Raw genomic sequence first — 21899 nt, forward strand, 5'->3', positions numbered from 1 at the left:
CCGGCGCGCAGCGGTTCGCCGGTGGCGCGCGCCACCCTGCTGGCGTACGCCATGCTGATCGTCTATGCCAGCTGGTTCCCGTTCTCCGGCTGGCAGAACCAGGGCCTGTCGCCGCTGATCTTCCTGCAATGGACCGAGCTGCCGCGCTACTGGACGGTATTCGACGCCGGCATCAACGTGATCGGCTACATCCCGTTCGGCATGCTGCTGGTGTATGCGATGCGGCCGCGGGTGACCGGATTCTGGGCCTTCCTGCTGGCCAGCCTGGCTGGCATGCTGGTGTCCGGCATCATGGAGGCGGTGCAGACCTACCTGCCGACGCGGGTTTCGTCCAACCTGGACTTCTACACCAACAGCGCCGGCACCATTGCCGGTGCCTTCATCGGAGCGCTGACGGCGCGCAAGCTGATGGACACCAGCCACCTGTACAAGCTGCGCCAGCGCTGGTTCGCCCAGCACGCCAGCCAGGGCCTGGTGCTGGTGGCGCTCTGGCCGCTGGCGCAGATCTACCCGCAAAGCTTCCTGTTCGGCCTGGGCCAGCTGCTGCCCATCCTGTCCGAGTGGCTGAGCGAGCTGCTGGACATGGAGATCGACCTGGCCGCCATGGTGCGCCCCGACGTGTCGCTGACGGTGGAGCAGTACTGGCTGTCCGAAACCATCGTCACCGCCTGCGGCATGGTGGGCGCGGCCCTGGCGCTGCTGTGCATCCTGCGCAAGCCGGCCCCGCGCGCGCCGCTGGTGGCCCTGCTGGTGGCCAGCGCCGTGCTGGTGAAAACCCTCTCCACCGCGCTGCAGTTCGGCCCGGACGACGCCTTTGCCTGGATTACGCCGGGCGCCCAGGGCGGCTTCCTGATCGGCATCATCATGCTGGGCGGGCTGATTTTCGCGCCCCATGTGGCGCAGCGCCGGCTGGCGGTGGCAACGCTGCTGCTCAGCCTTCTGATCGTGAATACCACGCCGGTTAACCCCTACTTCAGCGAGACGCTGCAAAATTGGGTGCAAGGCAAATTCCTTAACTTCTACGGCGCGGGCCAATTCCTGTCGCTGGCCTGGCCGCTGGCGACCCTCTGGTACCTTTGCCTGCCATCGCACAAGCTGAACAGGGAAACCCCGGTAAAATAAGCGCCTGCATACGATACGAGGCACCACATGAGCGACAACCAATACTATAAACACCACGTGTTCTTCTGCATGAACAGCCGTGATGACGGCCGCGAAAGCTGCGGACCGCGCGGCGCGGAAGCCGCCCAGAAGCACGCCAAGAAGCGCTGCAAGGAGCTGAACCTGAACGGCGCCGGCAAGGTGCGCATCAACCAGGCCGGCTGCCTGGACCGCTGCGAGCACGGCCCGGTGGCCGTGGTCTACCCTGAAGGCATCTGGTACACCTACGTTGACACCAGCGACATCGACGAGATCATCGACAGCCACCTGGTCAACGGCAAAGAAGTAGAACGTCTGAAAATCAAATGATGAACAAGTTTTCCGAGAAGATTACGCTGCAGGGCGGCGCCGGCCTGATGGAAGGCCTGATCGACATGCCGTCCGGCGCGCCGAAAGGCATCGCCCTGGTGGCGCACCCGCACCCGCTGTACGGCGGCACCATGGAGAACAAGGTGGCGCAGACCCTGGCGCGCACCTTCGTCACGCTGGGCTATGTGGCGGCGCGCATCAACTTCCGCGGCGTGGGCGCGTCCGAGGGCGTGCATGACCACGGCCACGGCGAGACCGACGACATGATGATCCTGTACCGCTACATGGTGGAGCGCTTCCCCGGCCTGCCGGTTTCGCTGTCGGGCTTCTCTTTCGGCACTTTCGTGCAGTCGCACCTGGCGCAACGCCTGGCCGCCGCCGGCACCCCGGCCGAGCGCCTGGTGCTGGTCGGCACCGCCGCCGCCAAATGGCAGATCGCCGACGTGCCGGCCGACACCATCCTGATCCACGGCGAGAATGACGAAACCATTCCGCTGATCGACGTGCTGGATTACGCACGCCCGCAGGACATTCCTGTGATCGTGATTCCCGGCGCGGACCATTTCTTCCACCGCAAGCTCGGTCACATCAAGAATTGGGTGATCGCCTTGTGGGGATCGAAAGCGCTTTAATTTTTCCCGCAACCCCTACAGTAAAGAAGCACCAATGAAAAAGATCATCGCTGCACTGGCCACCAGTGTCCTGCTCATGACTTCCGCGGTGGCGCAAACCCTGCCGCCGCCAACCATCGCCGCCAAATCCTGGCTGCTGCTGGACTCCACCAGCGGGCAAGTGATTGCCGCCCAGGACCCGGACGCGCGCGTGGAACCGGCTTCCCTGACCAAGATCATGACCGCCTACCTGACCTTCCAGGCACTGCGCGACAAGAAGCTGGCCATCGACCAGAAGGTGAACGTGTCGGTCAAGGCCTGGAAAGTCGACTCCAGCTCGTCCAAGATGTTCATCGACCCGGCCACCCCGGTCTCGATCAACGACCTGCTGCACGGCCTGATGGTCCAATCCGGCAACGATGCCGCCGTGGCCCTGGCGGAAGCCGTGGCCGGCGACGAAGCGGCCTTCGTCACCCTGATGAACCGCGAGGCGCAGCGCATGGGCATGACCAATTCGCGCTTCGCCAATCCGCACGGCCTGCCGTCGCCGGAGAACTACACCACCGCGCGCGACCTGTCGATCCTGGCGCGCCACGTGATCCAGGACTTCCCCGAGTACTACAAGATCGATTCGGTGAAGAGCTTCACCTATAACAAGATCACCCAGCAGAACCGCAACCGCCTGCTGTGGCTGGACCCGACCGTGGACGGCATGAAGACCGGCCACACCGAGTCCGCCGGCTACTGCATGGTGGCTTCTGCCAAGCGTCCCGCCGGCAATCTGGAGCGCCGCCTGATCTCGGTGGTGATGGGCACCAACTCGGACGGCACCCGCACCGCGGAAAGCCAGAAGCTGCTGAACTGGGGCTTCCAGAACTTCGACACCGTGAAGCTGTACTCCAAGGGCCAGGCGATCGACACGCCGGAAATCTGGAAGGGTTCGCAGTCGAACCTGAAGATCGGTTTCACCAGCGACGTGCTGGTCACCGTGCCGAAGGGCGTAGCCGCCAAGATGAAGCCTGTGCTGGAGCGCAAGGACCCGCTGGTGGCGCCGGTAGCGGCCAACACCCGCGTCGGCACCCTGAAGATGATGGTGGACGGCAAGCCGCTGCTGGAACTGCCGGTGGTGGCGCTGCAGACCGTCGACCAGGCTTCGATCTTTGGCCGCGCATGGGATTCCGTGCGCCTGTGGCTGAAGTAATGGCGCAGCTGAACCTCTCCCGCGTCGTGGCGGGCATGTGGCGCATGACCGAGTGGGACATGACGCCGCAGCAGCGCCTGGACTTCATCGAGCAGTGCATTGCGCTGGGCGTGACTTCCTTCGACCATGCCGACATTTACGGCGGCTATGGCGTGGAAGGCCTGTTCGGCGAGGCGCTGGCCCTGAAGCCCTCGCTGCGCGCGCAGATCCAGATCGTGAGCAAGTGCGGCATCAAGCTGGTCGCCGGCCGCCGCCCTGCGCATACGATCCAGCATTACGACACCAGCGCGGCTCACATCGCGGCGTCGGTGGAAAATTCGCTGAAGGAGCTGCGCACCGACTACCTGGACCTGCTGCTGATCCACCGCCCCGATCCGTTGATGGATTTCGACGAGGTGGCGGCGGCGTTCCAGCGCCTGCGGGCGGAGGGCAAGGTGAAGGAGTTCGGCGTGTCGAACTTCTCGCGCCACCAGTTCGAGACGCTGAACAAGCGTATCCCGCTGGCGACCAACCAGGTGGAGTTTTCTCCGCTGCACCTCGATCCGCTGTTCGACGAGACCTTCGACGGGCTGCAGGACCTGGCGGTGCGGCCGATGATCTGGTCGCCGCTGGGCGGGGGACGCCTGTTCACCGCCGGCGACGAGCAGGGCGAGCGCCTGCGCCTGAAGATCAAGGAGATTGCGGACGAACTGAATCGTCCGTTTGCGAGCGTGGTGTTTGCCTGGATTATGCAGCTGCCGTGCAAGCCGGTACCGTTGACGGGCTCCGGCCGCATCGAGTCGATCAAGGTGGCGGTGGAGGCGACGCAGTTCCAGCTTTCCCGGCCGCAGTGGTTCGAGATCCTGCGCGCCGCGCGCGGGCACGAGGTGGCCTGAAACCTGATTCAATCATCATTAAAAACCTGCGGCGGCGCGATCCCGCGCCAGCCCGCCCGCCACGCCAGGTTCAGCGCCACGGTAAACGCGATATACACCACAAAGAACAGCACAAAGTAGTAAGCCCGCAGCCACACCAGCAAGCCGAGATTCACCGCCAGCAGCACCAGCGCCGCCACGCTCTTCTTCTGCTTTGAGCTGGGGAAGCGGATCGTGGACACCATCAGGCTGCCCACCACAAACAGCAGCGCCACCACCAGGTAGCCTTCCAGCCGCGTATCCGGGAACTCCGGCCACGCCACCACCACCGACGCCACGCAAGCCGCACCCGCCGTAATCGGCATGCCGACAAAATACTTCGGATCGGTACGCCCCACATTCACATTGAAGCGCGCCAGGCGCAGCGCCCCGCAAGCGACAAAGAAGAAGGCCGCGATACCGCCGATGCGCAGCAGGGTAGGATCGGCAGGCCCCATCTGCACAAAGCCGTAGCAATACAGCAGCACCGCCGGCGCGCAGCCGAAGTTCATCACGTCCGCGATCGAATCGAGCTGCACGCCGAATTCGGAACTGGTGCCGGTGGCGCGCGCCACGAAACCATCCAGCGCATCGAAAATCCCCGCCAGCACCAGCAGGAAAGCTGCCAGGCGGTAGTCCTGCGCAAAACCGTAGTGGGCGTTATCGACCGAAATGACAATGCTGGCGAAACCGCAGGCGATGGAGAGCAGCGTCACCGAACTCGGTAACGCAAATTTGGCACGCTGCAGGCGCTGTTGACGTGGAGTATTCAAATTCTGGCAATGATAAAGAAATGGTATGCCTATTTTAACCCGCCCGAAAAGAAACGCATCCTGCCGGAAATTGGCATAGAATCGGCCCATGGAGGAGTCAATCATGCGCTCGCTCACGCTTTTGCTGGCTGCCCTGCTGGCAGCTTGCGGCGGCGGTGGCGGCGGCTCCACAACGGTCACGCCGCCTCCCGTTACGCCGCCGGTCACGCTGCCCGGTGCGCCCGTCGCCACCGGCGATACGGCGCTGGATGGCTACAACTGGTTCAACTACCGCCGTGCCGGCATCGGCCTGTCCACGCTGGCGCGCAATGCGCGGCTCGATGCCGCCGCCGCCGGCCACTCCAACTACCTGCGGCTGAATAACACCGTCTCGCACGACCAGGTGCCGGGCAACCCGGGTTATACCGGCGCCTCGCTGCAGAACCGCATTACGGCGGCCGGCTACACGCTGTCCAACCCCTATGCCTTCGGCGAAGTGATTTCCGCCGCCGGCGACCGCTCCGGCTTCTACCACGCGGAAGAACTGATCACCGCCATCTACCACCGCTTTGTGATCCTGGAGCCGGTGTTCAAGGAGATGGGCACGGGCGCCTCCAGCACCGCCAGCAATTACACCTACTTCACCGCCGACTTTGCCGCCAGCAGCGGCTACGGGCCGGGCCTGGGTCGCGGCCGCATCGTCACCTACCCCGGCGACGGCCAGGTGATGGTGCCGACCACCTTCCTGAGCGATACCGAGTCGCCCGATCCGGTGCCGAACCAGAACGCGGTGGGCTACCCGGTCAGCGTGCATGCCGATATTACGTCCAGCATCACGGTCGGCAGCTTCACCATCAAGCCGCGCAACGGCGCCGCGCTCAGCACGCGCCTGCTGTCGAGCGCCACCGACACGCACACCAAGCCGCAGGTGGCCGCCATTGTCCCGCTGACAACGCTTGCCGCCAACACCACCTACGACGTGAGCTACAGCGGCACGGTGGACGGCGTGGCGGTGTCGCGAAACTGGTCGTTTACGACAAAATAGAGGGCCGCCCCTAGCCCGCATCAGGCCGGAGTGCTAAATTCTGTCCTGATGAGCAACCCAGTTTCCAGCGCAACAACACGCCAATGCCTCGACATCGAGGAGGGACTGGATCGCCTGATGGGTGAGCGCCCGCTCTACCTGCAGATCCTGCGCCGCTTCCTGCAGGACCACCGCGATTCCTGCACGCGCATCAGCGCCCTGCTGGTGCAGCAGCGTGACAGCCAGGCGCAGCTGGCGGCCCACTCGCTGAAAGGCTCCGCCGGACTGATAGGCGCGCAGCTGGTGCACGACCATGCGGTGCTGGTGGAAAACGCCATTGCGGCGGGCGCCGACAGCGCGCCGCTGCTGCCGCAACTGGCCGCGCTGCTGGAAGAAGCCTGCAACAGCATCGACACGCTGCTGTGTGAGCATGGCGACCACGTCGCGCCGTCCGAAGCGCCGGCGATCGATGCCGCACAGCTGCGCGCACTGATCGAAGAACTGGTGGAACTCCTGCGGGATGGCGATGGCGCCGCGATCGACCTGGTGGAGAAATCGGCGCCGGTGCTGGCAGCGGCCCTGGGTGTGCCGACCTACCAGATGGTGGCGGCGGCGACACATGCATTCGATTTTGAAACGGCGCTGGACGCGCTGGAGATGGAACTGTAGGCGCTCAGCCGGTATAGTTGGCCTCTTCATCGAAGGAGTCTGCGCACTCTTTGCCGCAGAAGCGGCGCACCGCATCCAACGGTTTTTCGCAGTACCAGCAGGAGCCCTTGGGCGGCAAGGACTGGCGCACGCCGCTCGGCCGCACGGCCGCCACGACATTCTCACTGGGTGGGATTTCCTGTTGCGTCTCCACGATATTCCCCTTTACAGACAAGCCTTGGTAAAACAAGGTTACTGCATTGCCAGGACAGGAGCATGACCTGCCTCAACAAAATAATAGCAGGATTAAATCAGCCACATAGGGGGCGCAACGTGCGCCAACACACCAAATGAAACAAAAAAATTCCAATTGGATGCGCGGGCGCGATAGGGACTTAACAGCTGGCGCCTGGGATACTATCGCCGGTACGCAGGTCGAACCCCATATAGCATCGGTATCCATCCTTCGGGTGGAAACTGCACCATAAGTTCTTCTTGCGGCGCAAGCGCTCCCCCTCCTCCGCGCTACACTTCACCGTAGCGTCCGGATAAATCGAATCGAAAATATCCTTGGCCGCTTGACCTGAAATTTCAATTGCAAGCTTACGGTCAGCCCGGGTAGGGGGCAGCTCATCACCAAGCTCGCCCGCGTATATCGTGTATTCGGCTTTAAGCTGTTTGGTAATGGGCTGGTTCGTATGACCCATGCACAAAGGTGCGGCCAGGAGTGCCGCGAGCGCAATCATGTGCCTCATTCTGACGCCCTCCGGATCGATACGTGGAAATGGTTGTCATGATTAACCGCGATCAATCTGGCCGTCGCGTCGCGATCGTATTGGTGATCAAACCGTGTTACGCCGAGCTGGCGCCCATCTTTTCGCAACGGGCGAATGTCGACCTGCAGCCCATTTTTATGACTGCCATTCGCGCTCCACAACGAGCAAAACAGACATGAGCACAGGGTGTGCATATTGCCCCGCGCCGTTCGCGGGCGCGCCATACATGTAGTAGCCGGCGTCTTCTGGAGCCTGTGGAAGGATGAAGTAGCCACGAGCATCCTGGGCTTGGGCTTCGAGTGCCATGATTGCCCCGCTAAGCAAACCGGTTGCTCGCCAAATCCCATCCGCCGGAAGTGTTTCCAGCGGCGCCTCCAGCTATCGTCTGCTGCGTGTAGCGCCAGCGGACCTTGGAAAACTCAAGTGACTCATGCAAGACGTCGCCCTCGTGCACCGCTTGATTGGCGCTGGCAATCAGGACGTTTTCCAGTTCGACCTCGCAGTACTTGATGCGGTCGCCCTGGCCATCGGCTAGATGAGCCGATGTGACTTCGATCCAGCCCTGGTGTCCGATATCAGTGGATTCACCTCGGATGCCATCAATCTGCAAATAGACGTCGATTGCCATGTTGCCTCTGCTGTCGTGGATTGGTCTCCCAATTCTCACGCAGCATCGGCAACTATGGCTTGAGCAAAGTCAGCGTATGCTTACTTGCCGATGCAGAAGCGCGAGAAGATCACGCCCAGCAGGTCGTCGGACGAGAACTCGCCGGTGATGGTGGAGAGCTGCACCTGCGCCAGGCGCAGCTCTTCGGCGAAGAGGTCGAGCGACTGGTCGGTCTGCGCGGCATGCTGGCCGGCGTAGTCCAGGTGCTTGGCGGCGTTGCGCAGCGCGATCAGGTGGCGTTCGCGCGCCAGGTAGAGCGACTCGCCGGTTTGCTGCCAGCCGGCGATGCGCAGCAGCTCGGCGCGCAGCAGGTCGATGCCGGTCTTTTCGTTGGCGGACAGGTAGATGTGGGTGGCGTCAGCCATCGCGTCGACCGACGGCTTGTGGCCGGACAGGTCGATCTTATTCCAGATGCGCAGCACCGGCACGCCTTGCGGGAAGTTGGCGACGATGGCCTCGTCGGCGCGGGTCGGGCCATGGTCGGCGTCCAGCAGGTGCAGGATGACGTCGGCCTTGCCCACTTCGCCCCAGGTGCGTTCGATGCCGATGCGCTCCACCACGTCCACCGCTTCGTCGTGGCCGCGGATGCCGGCGGTGTCGATGATGTTGAGGGGGATGCCTTCGATCTGGATGGTCTCGCTCACTTTGTCGCGCGTGGTGCCGGCGATCGGGGTGACGATGGCGACTTCGGCGCCGGCCAGCGCGTTCAGGAGTGAGGACTTGCCCACGTTCGGCTGGCCCACCAGCACCACGTTCAGGCCTTCGCGCAGCAGCGCGCCTTGCGAGGCTTGCTTGAACACGTGGTCGAGCGCTTCGACGATGCCTTTGAGCTGGCCGCGCGCGTCGGATTTTTCCAGGAAGTCGATTTCCTCTTCCGGGAAGTCGAGCGTGGCCTCGACCAGCATGCGCAGGTGGGTGACGCGCTCCACCAGGGCGTGGATGGTCTGCGAGAAGGCGCCGGACAGGGAGGCGGAAGCCGATTTCGCGGCCGCCTCGGTGGAGGCGTCGATCAGGTCGGCCACCGCTTCGGCCTGGGCCAGGTCGAGCTTGTCGTTCAGGTAGGCGCGGCGCGTGAATTCGCCCGGTTCGGCCAGGCGCAGGCCCAGGTCATGGCCGGCTTCCAGCACGCGCTGCAGCAGCATCTGCAGCACGATCGGGCCGCCGTGGCCCTGCAGTTCGAGCACGTCTTCGCCGGTGTAGGAATGCGGGCCTTTGAAGTAGATGGCGATGCCCTGGTCGATAATGCCGCCGTCGGCCTGGGTAAACGGAATGTAGGTGGCGTGGCGCGGTTTCAGCTCGGTGCCGTTGAACAGGGCCTGGGCCAGCGCCTGCAGATTCTTGCCGGAGGCGCGTACTACGCCGATGCCGCCGCGGCCGGGGGCGGTGGCGATGGCTGCGATGGGGGAGGAGTCTAGGTTCATATCAATAAAAAAAGCCCGCGGCTGGCGCGGGCTTTTATGAGTTACTTGGCTTCGCCAGTTTCAAACTTTTTGGTGATGACCCACTGCTGCGCAATCGACAGCAGGTTGTTCACAACCCAGTACAGCACCAGGCCGGATGGGAAGAAGAAGAACATGACCGAGAAGGCGATCGGCATGAACATCATCATCTTCGCCTGCATCGGATCGGCCGGCTGCGGGTTCAGCTTGGTGGTGATGTACATCGAGATCGCGTACAGGATCGGCAGGATCGCGTACGGGTCGTGCTGGGTCAGGTCGGTGATCCACAGCGCCCATGGTGCGCCGCGCATCTCAACCGACGCGTTCAGCACCCAGTACAGGGCGATAAACACCGGCATCTGCACCAGGATCGGCAGGCAGCCGCCGAGAGGATTGATCTTCTCGGTTTTGTACAGCTCCATCATGGCCTGGTTCATCTTCTGCGGGTCGCCCTTGTAGCGCTCGCGGATGGCGGTCATCTTCGGGGTGACGGTCTTCATCTTCGCCATGGAGCGGAAGGAAGCGGCCGACAGCGGGAAGAACAGCAGCTTGATCGCGATGGTGAAGACGATGATGGTCCAGCCCCAGTTGCCCACCACGGAGTGGATCGCATCCATCGCTGCCCACATCGGGCGCGCGACGATTGCCAGGAAGCCGTAGTCCTTCACCAGGTCCAGGCCTTCGGTGACTTTCTTCAGGGTGTCGGTGTCCTGCGGGCCGGTGTACAGCTTGGCGTTGTTGGTCACGGACGCGCCGGGCGCCAGGGAGCCCAGCGGCTGTACCACGCCGACCGAGTACAGGTTCTCGCCTTCCTTCTTGGTGAAGATATCGCGCGGCAGCTTATCCTGCGGCACGAAGGCGGAGACGAAGAAGTGCTGTGCAATCGCAATCCAGCCGTCGGTGCCTTTCTTCACGTGGTCGGCCGGCGACTCCTTGCCAGGATTCTCGGCCATATACTTGGCGTCTTTCTCGATGTGCTTGAACTCGTACTTCTTGTACTTGGCTTCCGAGGTGTACATGGTCGGCGCGATGAACGAAGGGTTCATCCACGACGAACCTTCCGGCTCCCAGCCGTCATGCTTCAGCTGCAGGTACAGCTGCGGCGACAGCGGCGCGCCGCTGGTGTTGGTGACGGTATGCTGCACGTCCACCAGGTAGTCGCCCTTCTTGAAGGTGAAGGTCTTGGTCAGTTTGACGCCGCCCTGCTCCGCTTCCAGCACCAGCTGCACTTTGTCGCCGTCGTTCAGCATGCGCGCGCCCGGCTGGGCCACGAACGGGGTCAGGTGGTTCGGCAGGCCAGGCGCGCCCACCAGGCCGGTCTCGCCCAGGTAGGTGTGCTTGCCTTCCTGGCGGAACAGCACTTCATTCTCCTTGCCGCCCTTCGGTTTGCAGAACTCGAACAGGCCAAAGCAGCCACCCAGCCAGCCCGGATCGGTGCGGCCTTTGTGTTTCAGCAGCTCCAGGCGCTGGATGGTGCCGCCCAGGGTGTTAATGTCCACGCGCATCACGTCGGTGGTGATGGTTACCACTTCGGTCTTGATCGGGGCCGGGGCGGCAGCGTCGCCGGCAGGCGCAGCAGCGGCGGCGGCCGGCGCGGCGGCAGCAGCAGGCACGCCGCCCGCAGCAGCGGTAGCGGAGGCCGAAGCCACGGCTGGCTTGGCGGGAGCCGGAGCAAACATGGACGGCTTACCAGTCGATACCAGCCAGTTATTCCACAGAATAACCAGCGATACGGCGAAGACGATCCACAGGATTGAGCGTTTATTGATATCCATTCGGTTCTTCAGGAGTGGTTGAAGTGCTTGGGCGGCACGGGATCGACCCCGCCCGCATTCCAGGGATGGCAGCGGCACACCCGACGCGCGGTCAGGTAACTGCCTTTAGCCGCACCGTGCACGCGCAGGGCTTCCAGCGCATAGTTGGAGCAGCTAGGGTAAAAACGGCAACGCGGCCCCAGCATCGGGCTGATGGCCAATTGATAGACGCGAATCAGGAACGTGAGCAGCGTTTTCATTTCGCCGGCCTGGGCTTGTTGGCGGATGCGAACAGGCGCGTAAGCTCCTGGCGCAGTTCGGCCTTCAGTTTGGCGGTGGTGGCCGGACCGTCCTTGCTATTGACTGGGCGCGACAGGCGCACCACGCAATCGATGGCAGGGAGGCTGGTGACGCGGAACAGTTCGCGCGTAACGCGTTTGATGGTGTTGCGGGTAACCGCGCGCGGTGCAAAGCGTTTGGCAACGACGATGCCCAGCCGCGCATTCGGCAGCTGATTCTGGCGGGTATAGAGCACGAAGTGCGCGCTCTTGTGCGTTGGGCGCAAACTAAAAACGGATGAAAATTCATCCGTTTTTATGATGCGCCGAGCGCGAGCGAAGTCGTGTCTGCCTTCGCCTGTCGAGCTGTTTTGACAGCTGTCCACGCGATCAGCTTACAAGCGGGCTTAAACTACAGCCAGACGCTTGCGGCCTTTTGCACGACGTGCGTTCAGGACTTGACGGCCACCACGGGTAGCCATACGGGCGCGGAAGCCGTGGGTGCGCTTGCGACGCACAACGGAAGGTTGGTAAGTACGTTTCATGTTGGTCTCGCTTAAAAATACAAAATCGGGACGGTGGTGTCCCTAAAAATGTTGGTGCCAATGACATTTCGCGCACTGCGCCAATCTCACTGCCCGCTAAAATCCGCGCATCGTATCTGAAAAATCACGGACTACGGGCGGGGAACCCAGAATTATCAGGATTTTTGGGCTGCGTGTCAACCACCAAACCCGGTAAACCTGGGTCGGACCCAAGGGTCCGACCCTTGGCTCCGGCCCCGCCTTATCGGGGTGGTTGCGAAAAAGCCAACCATAGCACGCTTGTGCAAAAATTCTGGTTAACCTGTGGATAACTTCCGACTTAGCGGCTAGAATAGCGCGTTACGTGTGGCGATTCGAACGCCCTCCCACACTTTTTTGCATATAGACGATTCATGGAAACTTTCTGGCAGACCTGCTCCGCGCAGTTGGAGCTTGAGCTGACGCCGCAACAATTCAGTGCCTGGATTAAGCCGCTTGTACCTCTCGATTTCGAGAACAACAAGCTGCGCGTTGCCGCGCCTAACCGGTTCAAGCTGGATTGGGTAAAGACCCAGTTCGCGAGCCGCATCACGGCCCTGGCCTGCCAGTACTGGGAAACCACCATCGAGGTGCAGTTCGTGCTGGACCCGCGCACCCACGCGCCGAAAAAGCCGGCCGCACCCGCCGTGGTGTCCGGCCCGCTGACCGACATGCGCCCGGAAACCCCGGCCGCCGCCGCCGCGCCGACCGCCGCCGCCGAATACTCGAACCCGAAAGGCCGCGAGAACAGCCGCATCAACCCAGACCTGACTTTTGAATCCTTCGTTACCGGTAAGGCCAACCAGCTGGCGCGTGCTGCGGCTATCCAGGTAGCGAACAACCCGGGCGTCTCGTACAACCCGCTGTTCTTCTACGGCGGCGTGGGCCTGGGCAAGACCCACTTGATCCACGCGATCGGCAACCAGGTGATGGCCGACCAGCCGGGCGCGCGCATCCGCTACATCCACGCGGAACAGTATGTGCGCGATGTGGTGACCGCCTACCAGCGCAAAGGCTTCGACGACTTCAAGCATTACTACCACTCGCTGGACATGCTGCTGATCGACGATATCCAGTTCTTCGGCGGGAAGTCCCGCACGCAGGAAGAATTCTTCTACGCGTTTGAAGCGCTGATCGCGGCCAAGAAGCAGATCATCATCACCTCGGATACCTATCCAAAAGAGATCACCGGCATGGACGACCGCCTGATCTCGCGCTTCGACTCCGGCCTGACGGTGGCGATCGAGCCGCCGGAACTGGAAATGCGCGTGGCCATTCTGCTGAAGAAAGCCAAATCGGAAGGCGTGACGCTGAACGACGACGTGGCCTTCTTCGTGGCCAAGCACCTGCGCTCCAACGTGCGCGAGCTGGAAGGCGCGCTGCGCAAGATCCTGGCTTACTCGCGCTTCCACGGCAAGGATATCTCGATCGACATCGTGAAAGAGGCCCTGAAGGACCTGCTGTCGGTGCAGAACCGCCAGATCTCGGTGGAGAACATCCAGAAGACGGTGGCCGACTTCTTCAACATCAAAGTCGCCGACATGTATTCCAAGCGCCGCCCGGCGAATATCGCCCGCCCGCGCCAGATTGCCATGTACTTGGCCAAGGAGCTGACCCAGAAATCGCTGCCGGAGATCGGCGAACTGTTCGGCGGCCGCGACCACACGACCGTGCTGCACGCAGTGCGCAAGATCGCCATGGACCGCACCAAGAACCCGGAGTGCAACCACGAGCTGCACGTACTGGAGCAGACACTGAAAGGCTAACCCGGTAAAGCGGGGTCAGACCCCTGTGTGCTGAAGCCACGGACTGCGGCAAGGAAGGGGTCCGACCCTTGGGTCGTACCCCGGTTTACCGGGTCCAGGCTGTTATACTGCCAAGTTAACAAAAGAACTAACGTAACAACCCATTAACTGAGGATATTTATGCAACTGGTCAAAACCACCCGAGACACGCTTCTCCGGCCACTGCAGATTGTGAGCGGTATTGTCGAGCGTCGGCACACTATGCCGATTCTGGCCAATATCCTCATCCGCAAGGAAGGCGAAAGCGTCTCTTTCCTCTCCACCGACACGGAAGTGCAGATCACCACGCTGGCGGACATTGGCTCGGGTGCCGAAGTCACCGGTACCACCGTGGCTGCCCGTAAGCTGCTGGACATCCTGCGCGCGCTGCCGGAAGCCGGCGACGTGACCATGACCCTGCTGAACAAGCGCCTGACCGTCCAAAGCGGCAAATCGCGCTTCGCCCTGCAAACCCTGGCCGCCGAAGAATTCCCGACCGTGCAGCAGGCAGACAGCTTCAACGCATCGTTCCAGCTGCCGCAAAAGACCCTGAAGCACCTGTTCAACATGGTGCACTTCTCCATGGCGCAGCAGGACATCCGCTACTACCTGAACGGCCTGCTGCTGGTATTGGACGGCAACAAGGTGATCGCCGTGGCGACCGACGGCCACCGCCTGGCCTTCTGCCAGGTGGAGACCGACCAGAACTTCGCACGCGAAGAAGTGATCATCCCGCGCAAGACCATCATCGAGCTGCAACGCCTGCTGGAAGAGAGCGACGACGCCGTATCGCTGGACATCGCCGCTTCGCAGGTGAAGCTGCAGTTCGCCGACATCGAGCTGATCTCCAAGCTGGTGGAAGGCAAGTTCCCTGACTACACCCGCGTGATCCCGAAGGGCTACACCAACAACTTCACCATTGGCCGCGAAGAGCTGCTGCGCTCCCTGCAGCGCGCTGCGATCATGACCAGCGATAAGTTCAAGGGCGTGCGCTGCATCATCACCCCGGGCTCGCTGAAGATCTCGTCCACCAACGCGGACCAGGAAGAAGCAGTCGAAGAACTGGAAATCGACTACGGCGGCGACAGCGTGGACATCGGCTTCAACGTGACCTACCTGCTGGACGTGCTGAACAACCTGAAATGCGACCAGGTGAACGTCGCCCTGGGCGACAGCAATTCGTCGGCCCTGATCTCGATTCCTGACAATCCAGACTTCAAATACGTTGTAATGCCGATGCGCATTTAAACCCAGCAAGGCTGGGTCAGACCCAAGGGTCTGACCCAAATATGCCGGAGCCCCAGGCCTGAGAGCCGCCAAGGGTCTGACCCTTGGGTCTGACCCCGGTTTACCGGGTTTAGAAGAAGAAATTCGTTAAGAGAGAAAGCAGTCCATGTCCGAAAGCCACAACGAACAACCAAAGGCCAAAGCAGAAGAATACGGCGCCTCCTCGATCCAGATCCTGGAAGGCCTGGAAGCAGTCCGCAAGCGTCCCGGCATGTACATCGGCGACACGTCCGACGGCACCGGCCTGCACCACCTGGTGTTCGAGGTCGTGGACAACTCGATCGACGAAGCGCTGGCGGGCCACTGCGACGACATCGTGGTCACCATCCACACCGACAACTCCCTGAGCGTGACCGACAACGGCCGGGGCATTCCCACGGGCGTCAAGATGGACGACAAGCACGAGCCCAAGCGCTCGGCTGCCGAGATCGCGCTGACCGAGCTGCACGCCGGTGGCAAGTTCAACCAGAACAGCTACAAGGTCTCGGGCGGTCTGCACGGCGTGGGCGTGTCGTGTGTGAACGCCTTGTCCAAGTGGCTGCGTCTGGTTGTGCGCCGCGATGGCAAGGTGCACCAGATCGAGTTCGCCAAAGGCTTTGTGCAAAACCGGATCATCGAATCGGTGGACGGCGTCGAAGTCTCGCCCATGAAGGTCACCGGCGCCACCGACAAGCGCGGCACCGAAGTGCACTTCCTGCCCGACACCGAAATCTTCCAGCAGAACAACGACTTCCACTACGAGATCCTGGCCAAGCGCCTGCGCGAGCTGTCCTTCCTGAACAACGGCGTGCGCATCCGCCTGGTGGACGAGCGCAGCGGCAAGGAAGACGATTTCTCGGGCGCCGGCGGCGTGATGGGCTTTGTGCAGTTCATCAACGCCAACAAGAAGGTGCTGCACCCCACGGCCTTCCACGCCACGGGCAGCCGCCCGGCCGACAGCTATGGCGGCATTCCCGGCACCGAAATCGGCGTGGAAGTGGCCATGCAGTGGAACGAGAGCTACAACGAGAACGTGCTCTGCTTCACCAACAACATTCCGCAGCGCGACGGCGGCACCCACCTGACCGGCCTGCGCGCGGCAATGACCCGCGTGATCAACAAGTACATCGACGAGAACGACTTCGCCAAGAAAGCCAAGGTCGAAATCAGCGGCGACGACATGCGCGAAGGCCTGACCTGCGTGCTGTCCGTGAAGGTGCCGGAGCCGAAGTTCTCGTCCCAGACCAAAGACAAGCTGGTGTCCTCCGAAGTGCGCGGCCCGGTCGAAGAGATCGTCGCCAAGACGCTGACCGACTTCCTGATGGAAAAGCCGAACGACGCCAAGATCATCTGCGGCAAGATCGTGGAAGCAGCGCGCGCCCGTGAAGCGGCCCGTAAAGCACGCGACCTGACCCGCCGCAAAGGCGTGATGGACGGCCTGGGCCTGAGCGCCAAGCTGGCCGACTGCCAGGAAAAAGACCCAGCCCTGTCCGAACTGTACATCGTCGAGGGTGACTCCGCAGGCGGCTCCGCCAAGCAGGGCCGCGACCGTAAGTTCCAGGCCATCCTGCCACTGCGCGGTAAAGTGCTGAACGTGGAGAAGGCGCGCTTCGAAAAGATGCTGTCCTCCGAGCAGATCACCACCCTGATCGCCACCCTGGGCACCAGCATCGGCACCGACGAATTCAATATCGAAAAGCTGCGCTACCACCGCATCATCATCATGACCGACGCGGACGTCGACGGCGCCCACATCCGCACCCTGCTGCTGACGCTGTTCTACCGCCAGATGCCGCAGCTGGTAGAGCGCGGCCACATCTACATTGCACAGCCACCGCTGTACAAAGTGAAGGCCGGCCGCGATGAACGCTACCTGAAGGACGACCTGGAAGAAGCCGGCTACATGATGAACGTAGCGCTGAACACCGCCGTGCTGACCCCGCGCGAAGGCGCGGAAGTAATCCAGGGCGAAGCGCTGGGCGAACTGGCACGCCAGTACAACATGGCCAACGCCATCATGACCCGCCTGACCCGCGTGATCGACCGCGCCGCGCTGACCGCCATCATGACTGGCGTTACGCTGAACCTGGACACCCTGGACTCCGCCCAGGCATCGGCCAAAGCGCTGGAAGCCAACATCAACGACGCCGCCGTCAAAGTCACCGTCACCACCGACGAACTGACCGACAAGCACACCCTGCGCATCGAACGCCTGCACCACGGTAACGTGAAGGTCTCCCTGATCGACGCCGACTTCGTACAGAGCGCCGACTACCGCGTGCTGGCCGAAGCCGCAGCGACCTTCACCGGCCTGATTGGCGAAGGCGCCGTGATCCGCCGCGGCGAAGGCGAGCGCACCAAGGAAAGCGCCGTGGTCGACTTCCACCACGCGATGAACTGGCTGCGCGAAGAAGCCGAACGCACCGTGTCCAAGCAGCGCTATAAGGGTCTGGGCGAGATGAACCCAGAGCAGCTGTGGGAAACCACCATGGACCCAACCGTCCGCCGCCTGCTGAAGGTGCAGATCGAAGACGCGATTGCCGCCGACCAGATCTTCACCACCCTGATGGGCGACGACGTGGAACCACGCCGCAACTTCATCGAAACCAACGCATTGCGCGCAGGCAACATCGACGTATAACGGCAATCTTTACGTTCATCACGGCCTCCAATGGGGGCCGTTTTTTTTTCCTTCGCCATCGTCGCGATGCTCATCCGAAAACGTTGCCAAAATAACTTTATAATGCGCTGCGCGACAAGAACCTTCAGATATTGCTGAAGTCAGCGATCTTTAGCGCCAACTATAGGACTGCCTCCGCCCTACTCCAATACCCCACCATTCGCGACCATGCCGATACCGGCATCAAAACATCATTCGGTGGTATCGCAAAATGTACTCGGACTGGCGTACCCTAATATTCAGCTCTGCAATTTACCTTCATGAGCGTTGTTTCACTTGAATACGGGGCAATGCGATTTTTCTTTATGTTCCGGGGAGCTTCAGCCTTGCTGGCCACTCACGGAAATCCGATTTTCCATCTCGAATTTCCCCAGCTATAGATACGAATAATTCCGTCGCTTCTTTTCTTCGCAATACACATTCCCAAATTATGAGAACCCTCCAACCTGCCTCTCTTAGTTCGGCAAACTGTCGCTTGTCACGACTCATGTTTCTTTCAAATTTCTCTCGCCAAAACTCGCTGTTCTGGGCCGGAACACTACAAAGCCGACACCCTTGATGACGATGCCAATAGCAGCCGTGTACGAACAGCGCAACTCTATATTTTGGAAAAACTAGATCCGGCCTCCCCGGCATATCTCGACAATGTAATCGATAGCGCAGGCCTAATCGATGAAGCCCCTGTCGAAGAAACAACTCTGGCTTTGTATCTTTTCCACGAATACCGGCCATCATGCGCGAGCGGGCGCTGGGATCGACAATATCAGCCATTCCTGGTAACCTGGCGAGACTTAGAAAATTGAACGAACGATGAGTAAAAATGCTATCAAAATTGTGGATCTTTTTGCTGGCCCAGGCGGGCTCGGAGAAGGATTCTCGTCGCTAGAATCCTTCCGTATTGCGGTCTCTGCGGAAATGGAGTCGTCCGCTCATGCGACGCTTCGTCTCCGCGCATTCTACAGAATCTTGCAACGACGGGGCGCAACCGCCATTGCGCCGTACTTTGATCTTTGCAATGGTAAGCTTCCGGTACCAAGAGACTCAACTCCGTTGCCGGAGTGGGATGCACGTACAGCGGAGGCGTGGATCGAGGCTTGTGGGGAAGCACTCCAGCTAACGTTGGGGGAGCCGCAAAGTAATACACTGCTAGACAAAGCGATAGCTGCCCACAAGATCGATGCGACGATACCTTGGGTCTTAATTGGAGGCCCTCCGTGTCAGGCATATTCGCTAGTTGGGCGATCAAGAAACAAAGGTAAGGCCGACTATAAAGCAGAGAATGATCACCGGCATTTCTTATACCGGGAATACTTGAGAATTATTTTGGAGTATAAGCCTCACGTATTCGTAATGGAAAACGTGAAGGGTATTCTGTCGTCAAAAGTAGGGGGACAGCGCATCTTCCACAATATCCTGAAGGATCTGGCTGGATGTGGTTATCGAATACATTCACTGGTGACACCTGCCTGCTTTACGCGCCATGATGACCCGCACGAGATTGATGCGCGAGAGTTTGTAGTCAAGGCCGAGCGGTATGGGATCCCCCAAGCACGTCACCGAGTAATCTTACTTGGCATCAGGGAAGATGTTCATGCAAAGAAGGAAATCGGATGGAAGCCACAAACCTTAATCGAGTTGAAGCAGTCCGTTACAGTGAGGCAAGCGATCGGTGATTTGCCGCGCGTTCGGAGCAGCATTTCAAAAGGTGATGATGCCGATAAATGGAAAGAGATCTTCTATGGCAATGCCAAGGAACTCGCCCTCCTCGCGAAATCCAGAAAGTTTGGCATGGAGGATGTTGGGCGGGAACTCGACCTAGTTCGATCAATTAGCAACTTGCCCTCAGATACTGGTACTTGGCCGCGGAAATATAAAGCCCCCAAGTATTGCCCTGACGAGCTTCGGAACTGGTACAGCAAAGGAGCACTCTCCAATTTGCATTTCGTGCTAAATCATGAGGCTCGCGGCCATATGGAGAGTGACCTTCGTCGCTATTTGTTTGCCTCCGCATTTGCGAAGGCCAGAGGCTATGCACCAAAAGGCCATGAGGACTTCTGTCTGCCTGGGTTGGCCCCCGAACACGACAACTGGCAAAGCGGGTACTTTTCAGACCGATTCCGGGTCCAGATCGCCGAATCCCCTTCTACGACAGTTGTAAGTCATATCGCGAAAGATGGACATTATTTCATTCATTATGATTCAAGTCAGTGCCGTAGCTTAACCGTCAGGGAGGCAGCTCGATTACAGACGTTCCCAGACGATTACTACTTCCAAGGAAACCGGACCCAGCAGTTTCAGCAGGTTGGGAATGCAGTTCCTCCATATCTGGCCAGTAAAATCGCGAAGATAGTTAAGGAAATATTATCCTGACCATTTAATCAAGTGCCGGCGCTTACGTCGGCACATTCACTTATTGGCCCTTCTAGGTCACGGTTCCGCCACCCGGTAAACCTAAAAATATATCGTTACATATCGAAACTTCCAGTTATACTGTTTGTAACTGACACCGTTGGCTTACATCCGCAAATATTTCGATGACAACCGCGTTGACGACATCAAGCAATAGAGAGCATCCCCGTGAGGATTTTGAAGTAATCGAGCCTGCGGCTTCGAACATGATTGAGGCTCTTCGAGATATCGGCTACTCACTTGAGTCAGCGATTGCCGACATCATTGACAACTCAATCTCAGCATCAGCGCGCAATATTGATATTAGATTTGGATGGTGCCATCAGAATCAACCTTGGATAGCGGTGGTCGATGACGGCGATGGCATGCTAGAGAAGGAGCTCGTTGAGGCAATGCGACCAGGCGGTAAAGACCCGCTTCAAACTCGCAAGCCTAATGACCTCGGTAGGTTCGGATTGGGATTGAAAACTGCATCATTTTCGCAATGCCGCGAACTCACCGTCATTACGGCAAAAGAAGGTGAAGTGCATTGTCGCCAATGGGATCTTGACATTGTACGTGATCGAAATAAATGGCTGTTAAGAAGACCTTTAACGCCAGAGATCGAAAGCTTTCCAATCGGTCCCAACGAGCTCAAGTTAGGTGGAACGATTGTCCTCTGGCGGAAGCTTGACCGCTTAGACTTAGGCTCGAACCCAACGAGTTCCCACATTGTCTTCAACGAGCGTATTAATGCAATTTGTGAACATGTATCGCTCATTTTTCATCGATTTATCTCGGGTGAGCCTGGCAAGCCAAAGATATCGTTTAAAGTAAACAATTTTTCGATTGAACCAAATGACCCGTTCAATGCACGGCACCCTGCAACAATGCATCTCGGGGAAGAAGTTCTAGAAATTGAAGGGAAGACGGTCACTCTTCGGCCATATATCCTCCCACATCATAGCAAGGTTTCGCAGTCAACATATGAGGCCGCCGGTGGAAAAGAGGGCTATCTCCGAAACCAAGGCTTTTACATATACCGAAACCGCAGACTTATCATCCATGGAACCTGGTTCCGAATGGCTACACAAGATGAGATAACTAAGCTCGCGCGAGTCCAAGTAGACATTCCAAATACCCTTGACCATCTGTGGACCATCGATGTGCGTAAATCGCGTGCCCATCCACCGGAGGCCGTTAAAAGGCGTCTTCGAGGAATTCTTGAGAAAATTAGAGAGGGAGCGAAGCGGCCCTATGTTCACCGTGGTACTTCAGTCCTAAGCTCCAAAAACATTCCTGTTTGGACCAGACATCATCACAATAACCGGATTTCATATGTTCCTAATTCAGCTCATCCACTTCTGAGCGAATTGCGGTTAGATCTACCAGCGAGTTTGAGGCAACGGTTTGATGGACTAATGAATATTTTGGGCGCATCACTCCCATTCGCCACCTTGTTTAACGATATGGCAGCGGATCCGAAGGCAACCGATGCACCTGTGGAGCCCGAGGAAACGTTAGAAAAATTGGCTGAATTGCTTTTTGGGGACCAGCCTCAGCTTGAGATATCAGAGATCGAACACGTAATGCGGACTACCGAACCTTTTAGCTCCGCACAGAAGTTTATTTCCACCTACATCCTGCGACTCAAACGAAAGGGATGAACAATTGAGCCCTCAAGAATTCGAGAACCAAGTTAAAA

The 21899-nt window shown here is 59.7% G+C and carries 23 protein-coding genes; 12 read left to right on the forward strand and 11 right to left on the reverse strand.

Going from position 1 to position 21899, the window contains the following annotated elements; genetic code table 11:
• The 5 genes from ACE3TQ_RS08150 to ACE3TQ_RS08170 form a co-directional block, all read left to right on the forward strand.
• The coding region (locus ACE3TQ_RS08150) for a VanZ family protein (protein WP_374581555.1) at positions 1–1122 on the forward strand (1122 nt) is incomplete at its 5' end.
• 27 nt (positions 1123–1149) lie between these two features.
• A complete protein-coding gene (locus ACE3TQ_RS08155; RefSeq protein ID WP_374581556.1) occupies positions 1150–1470 on the forward strand; it encodes a ferredoxin in 321 nt (106 codons plus the stop codon).
• Positions 1470–2102, forward strand: a complete 633-nt coding sequence (locus ACE3TQ_RS08160) for an alpha/beta hydrolase (protein ID WP_374581662.1) — start codon at positions 1470–1472, stop codon at positions 2100–2102. Before ACE3TQ_RS08155 ends, ACE3TQ_RS08160 begins: the two co-directional genes overlap by 1 nt.
• A 34-nt stretch (positions 2103–2136) precedes the next feature.
• Positions 2137–3282 (forward strand): D-alanyl-D-alanine carboxypeptidase family protein, encoded by a 1146-nt coding sequence (locus ACE3TQ_RS08165; protein WP_374581557.1) that lies wholly within the window; start codon positions 2137–2139, stop codon positions 3280–3282.
• Entirely contained in the window at positions 3282–4157 is an 876-nt protein-coding gene (locus tag ACE3TQ_RS08170; RefSeq protein ID WP_374581558.1) for an aldo/keto reductase family oxidoreductase, read from the forward strand. The genes ACE3TQ_RS08165 and ACE3TQ_RS08170 overlap by 1 nt, the downstream gene beginning before the upstream one ends.
• An 8-nt stretch (positions 4158–4165) precedes the next feature.
• On the opposite strand, the gene pssA is transcribed toward ACE3TQ_RS08170, so the two are convergent.
• Positions 4166–4924, reverse strand: a complete 759-nt coding sequence (pssA, locus tag ACE3TQ_RS08175) for a CDP-diacylglycerol--serine O-phosphatidyltransferase (RefSeq protein ID WP_374581663.1) — start codon at positions 4922–4924, stop codon at positions 4166–4168.
• A gap of 127 nt (positions 4925–5051) precedes the next feature.
• Between pssA and ACE3TQ_RS08180 the strand changes: the two genes are divergently transcribed.
• Positions 5052–5972 (forward strand): CAP domain-containing protein, encoded by a 921-nt coding sequence (locus ACE3TQ_RS08180; protein WP_374581559.1) that lies wholly within the window; start codon positions 5052–5054, stop codon positions 5970–5972.
• A gap of 48 nt (positions 5973–6020) precedes the next feature.
• Positions 6021–6620 (forward strand): Hpt domain-containing protein, encoded by a 600-nt coding sequence (locus ACE3TQ_RS08185; RefSeq protein WP_374581560.1) that lies wholly within the window; start codon positions 6021–6023, stop codon positions 6618–6620.
• A gap of 4 nt (positions 6621–6624) precedes the next feature.
• Here ACE3TQ_RS08185 and ACE3TQ_RS08190 read toward each other — a convergent pair whose 3' ends face one another.
• From ACE3TQ_RS08190 to rpmH, 9 genes are all read right to left on the reverse strand, one after another.
• On the reverse strand, positions 6625–6813 hold the full coding sequence (locus ACE3TQ_RS08190) for a hypothetical protein (protein ID WP_374581561.1): 189 nt from the start codon (positions 6811–6813) through the stop codon (positions 6625–6627).
• A 181-nt stretch (positions 6814–6994) separates the two neighbouring features.
• The gene (locus ACE3TQ_RS08195; RefSeq protein ID WP_374581562.1) at positions 6995–7345 is read right to left on the reverse strand and encodes a hypothetical protein; all 351 of its coding nucleotides are present in this window, start codon (positions 7343–7345) and stop codon (positions 6995–6997) included.
• Between the two features lie 165 nt (positions 7346–7510).
• A complete protein-coding gene (locus ACE3TQ_RS08200) occupies positions 7511–7681 on the reverse strand; it encodes a hypothetical protein (RefSeq protein WP_374581563.1) in 171 nt (56 codons plus the stop codon).
• 10 nt (positions 7682–7691) lie between these two features.
• A complete protein-coding gene (locus ACE3TQ_RS08205; protein WP_374581564.1) occupies positions 7692–8003 on the reverse strand; it encodes an Hcp family type VI secretion system effector in 312 nt (103 codons plus the stop codon).
• 80 nt (positions 8004–8083) lie between these two features.
• A complete protein-coding gene (mnmE, locus tag ACE3TQ_RS08210) occupies positions 8084–9463 on the reverse strand; it encodes a tRNA uridine-5-carboxymethylaminomethyl(34) synthesis GTPase MnmE (protein ID WP_374581565.1) in 1380 nt (459 codons plus the stop codon).
• Between the two features lie 41 nt (positions 9464–9504).
• Positions 9505–11256, reverse strand: a complete 1752-nt coding sequence (gene yidC, locus ACE3TQ_RS08215; RefSeq protein WP_374581566.1) for a membrane protein insertase YidC — start codon at positions 11254–11256, stop codon at positions 9505–9507.
• 8 nt (positions 11257–11264) lie between these two features.
• On the reverse strand, positions 11265–11495 hold the full coding sequence (gene yidD, locus ACE3TQ_RS08220; protein ID WP_374581568.1) for a membrane protein insertion efficiency factor YidD: 231 nt from the start codon (positions 11493–11495) through the stop codon (positions 11265–11267).
• Complete coding sequence (rnpA, locus tag ACE3TQ_RS08225; RefSeq protein ID WP_374581569.1) at positions 11492–11899, reverse strand: ribonuclease P protein component; 408 nt, start codon at positions 11897–11899, stop codon at positions 11492–11494. Before rnpA ends, yidD begins: the two co-directional genes overlap by 4 nt.
• Before the next feature lie 21 nt (positions 11900–11920).
• Entirely contained in the window at positions 11921–12058 is a 138-nt protein-coding gene (rpmH, locus tag ACE3TQ_RS08230; RefSeq protein ID WP_078035393.1) for a 50S ribosomal protein L34, read from the reverse strand.
• Between the two features lie 392 nt (positions 12059–12450).
• Here rpmH and dnaA point away from each other — a divergent pair, with 392 nt between their 5' ends.
• From dnaA to gyrB, 3 genes are all read left to right on the forward strand, one after another.
• Entirely contained in the window at positions 12451–13842 is a 1392-nt protein-coding gene (dnaA, locus tag ACE3TQ_RS08235) for a chromosomal replication initiator protein DnaA (protein WP_374581571.1), read from the forward strand.
• Positions 13843–14001: 159 nt separating this feature from the next.
• Positions 14002–15108 (forward strand): DNA polymerase III subunit beta, encoded by a 1107-nt coding sequence (gene dnaN, locus ACE3TQ_RS08240; RefSeq protein WP_374581572.1) that lies wholly within the window; start codon positions 14002–14004, stop codon positions 15106–15108.
• 145 nt (positions 15109–15253) lie between these two features.
• The gene (gene gyrB, locus ACE3TQ_RS08245) at positions 15254–17767 is read left to right on the forward strand and encodes a DNA topoisomerase (ATP-hydrolyzing) subunit B (protein ID WP_374581573.1); all 2514 of its coding nucleotides are present in this window, start codon (positions 15254–15256) and stop codon (positions 17765–17767) included.
• 342 nt (positions 17768–18109) lie between these two features.
• Here the strand turns inward: gyrB and ACE3TQ_RS08250 are convergent, their stop codons facing one another.
• On the reverse strand, positions 18110–18577 hold the full coding sequence (locus tag ACE3TQ_RS08250; protein WP_374581575.1) for a very short patch repair endonuclease: 468 nt from the start codon (positions 18575–18577) through the stop codon (positions 18110–18112).
• 39 nt (positions 18578–18616) lie between these two features.
• Between ACE3TQ_RS08250 and ACE3TQ_RS08255 the strand changes: the two genes are divergently transcribed.
• Both ACE3TQ_RS08255 and ACE3TQ_RS08260 read left to right on the forward strand, forming a co-directional pair.
• Positions 18617–20176, forward strand: coding sequence for a DNA cytosine methyltransferase (locus ACE3TQ_RS08255; RefSeq protein WP_374581576.1), 1560 nt, complete (start codon positions 18617–18619; stop codon positions 20174–20176).
• A gap of 164 nt (positions 20177–20340) precedes the next feature.
• Complete coding sequence (locus ACE3TQ_RS08260) at positions 20341–21861, forward strand: ATP-binding protein (RefSeq protein ID WP_374581577.1); 1521 nt, start codon at positions 20341–20343, stop codon at positions 21859–21861.
• Positions 21862–21899 lie beyond the last annotated feature (38 nt).

Source organism: Pseudoduganella sp. (genome assembly GCF_041914865.1).
Taxonomy (GTDB): Bacteria; Pseudomonadota; Gammaproteobacteria; order Burkholderiales; family Burkholderiaceae_D; genus Rugamonas.

Bases quoted from the DNA above. Each gene is read 5' to 3' on its own strand.
- yidC (WP_374581566.1), bottom strand. From the start codon at position 11,256: ATGGATATCAATAAACGCTCAATCCTGTGGATCGTCTTCGCCGTATCG.
- ACE3TQ_RS08200 (WP_374581563.1), bottom strand. From the start codon at position 7,681: ATGGCACTCGAAGCCCAAGCCCAGGATGCTCGTGGCTACTTCATCCTT.
- ACE3TQ_RS08195 (WP_374581562.1), bottom strand. From the start codon at position 7,345: ATGATTGCGCTCGCGGCACTCCTGGCCGCACCTTTGTGCATGGGTCAT.
- ACE3TQ_RS08185 (WP_374581560.1), top strand. From the start codon at position 6,021: ATGAGCAACCCAGTTTCCAGCGCAACAACACGCCAATGCCTCGACATC.
- ACE3TQ_RS08250 (WP_374581575.1), bottom strand. From the start codon at position 18,577: ATGGCTGATATTGTCGATCCCAGCGCCCGCTCGCGCATGATGGCCGGT.
- mnmE (WP_374581565.1), bottom strand. From the start codon at position 9,463: ATGAACCTAGACTCCTCCCCCATCGCAGCCATCGCCACCGCCCCCGGC.
- dnaA (WP_374581571.1), top strand. From the start codon at position 12,451: ATGGAAACTTTCTGGCAGACCTGCTCCGCGCAGTTGGAGCTTGAGCTG.
- ACE3TQ_RS08260 (WP_374581577.1), top strand. From the start codon at position 20,341: ATGACAACCGCGTTGACGACATCAAGCAATAGAGAGCATCCCCGTGAG.
- ACE3TQ_RS08180 (WP_374581559.1), top strand. From the start codon at position 5,052: ATGCGCTCGCTCACGCTTTTGCTGGCTGCCCTGCTGGCAGCTTGCGGC.
- ACE3TQ_RS08170 (WP_374581558.1), top strand. From the start codon at position 3,282: ATGGCGCAGCTGAACCTCTCCCGCGTCGTGGCGGGCATGTGGCGCATG.
- rpmH (WP_078035393.1), bottom strand. From the start codon at position 12,058: ATGAAACGTACTTACCAACCTTCCGTTGTGCGTCGCAAGCGCACCCAC.
- yidD (WP_374581568.1), bottom strand. From the start codon at position 11,495: ATGAAAACGCTGCTCACGTTCCTGATTCGCGTCTATCAATTGGCCATC.
- dnaN (WP_374581572.1), top strand. From the start codon at position 14,002: ATGCAACTGGTCAAAACCACCCGAGACACGCTTCTCCGGCCACTGCAG.
- ACE3TQ_RS08205 (WP_374581564.1), bottom strand. From the start codon at position 8,003: ATGGCAATCGACGTCTATTTGCAGATTGATGGCATCCGAGGTGAATCC.
- gyrB (WP_374581573.1), top strand. From the start codon at position 15,254: ATGTCCGAAAGCCACAACGAACAACCAAAGGCCAAAGCAGAAGAATAC.
- ACE3TQ_RS08155 (WP_374581556.1), top strand. From the start codon at position 1,150: ATGAGCGACAACCAATACTATAAACACCACGTGTTCTTCTGCATGAAC.
- ACE3TQ_RS08165 (WP_374581557.1), top strand. From the start codon at position 2,137: ATGAAAAAGATCATCGCTGCACTGGCCACCAGTGTCCTGCTCATGACT.
- ACE3TQ_RS08255 (WP_374581576.1), top strand. From the start codon at position 18,617: ATGAGTAAAAATGCTATCAAAATTGTGGATCTTTTTGCTGGCCCAGGC.
- ACE3TQ_RS08160 (WP_374581662.1), top strand. From the start codon at position 1,470: ATGAACAAGTTTTCCGAGAAGATTACGCTGCAGGGCGGCGCCGGCCTG.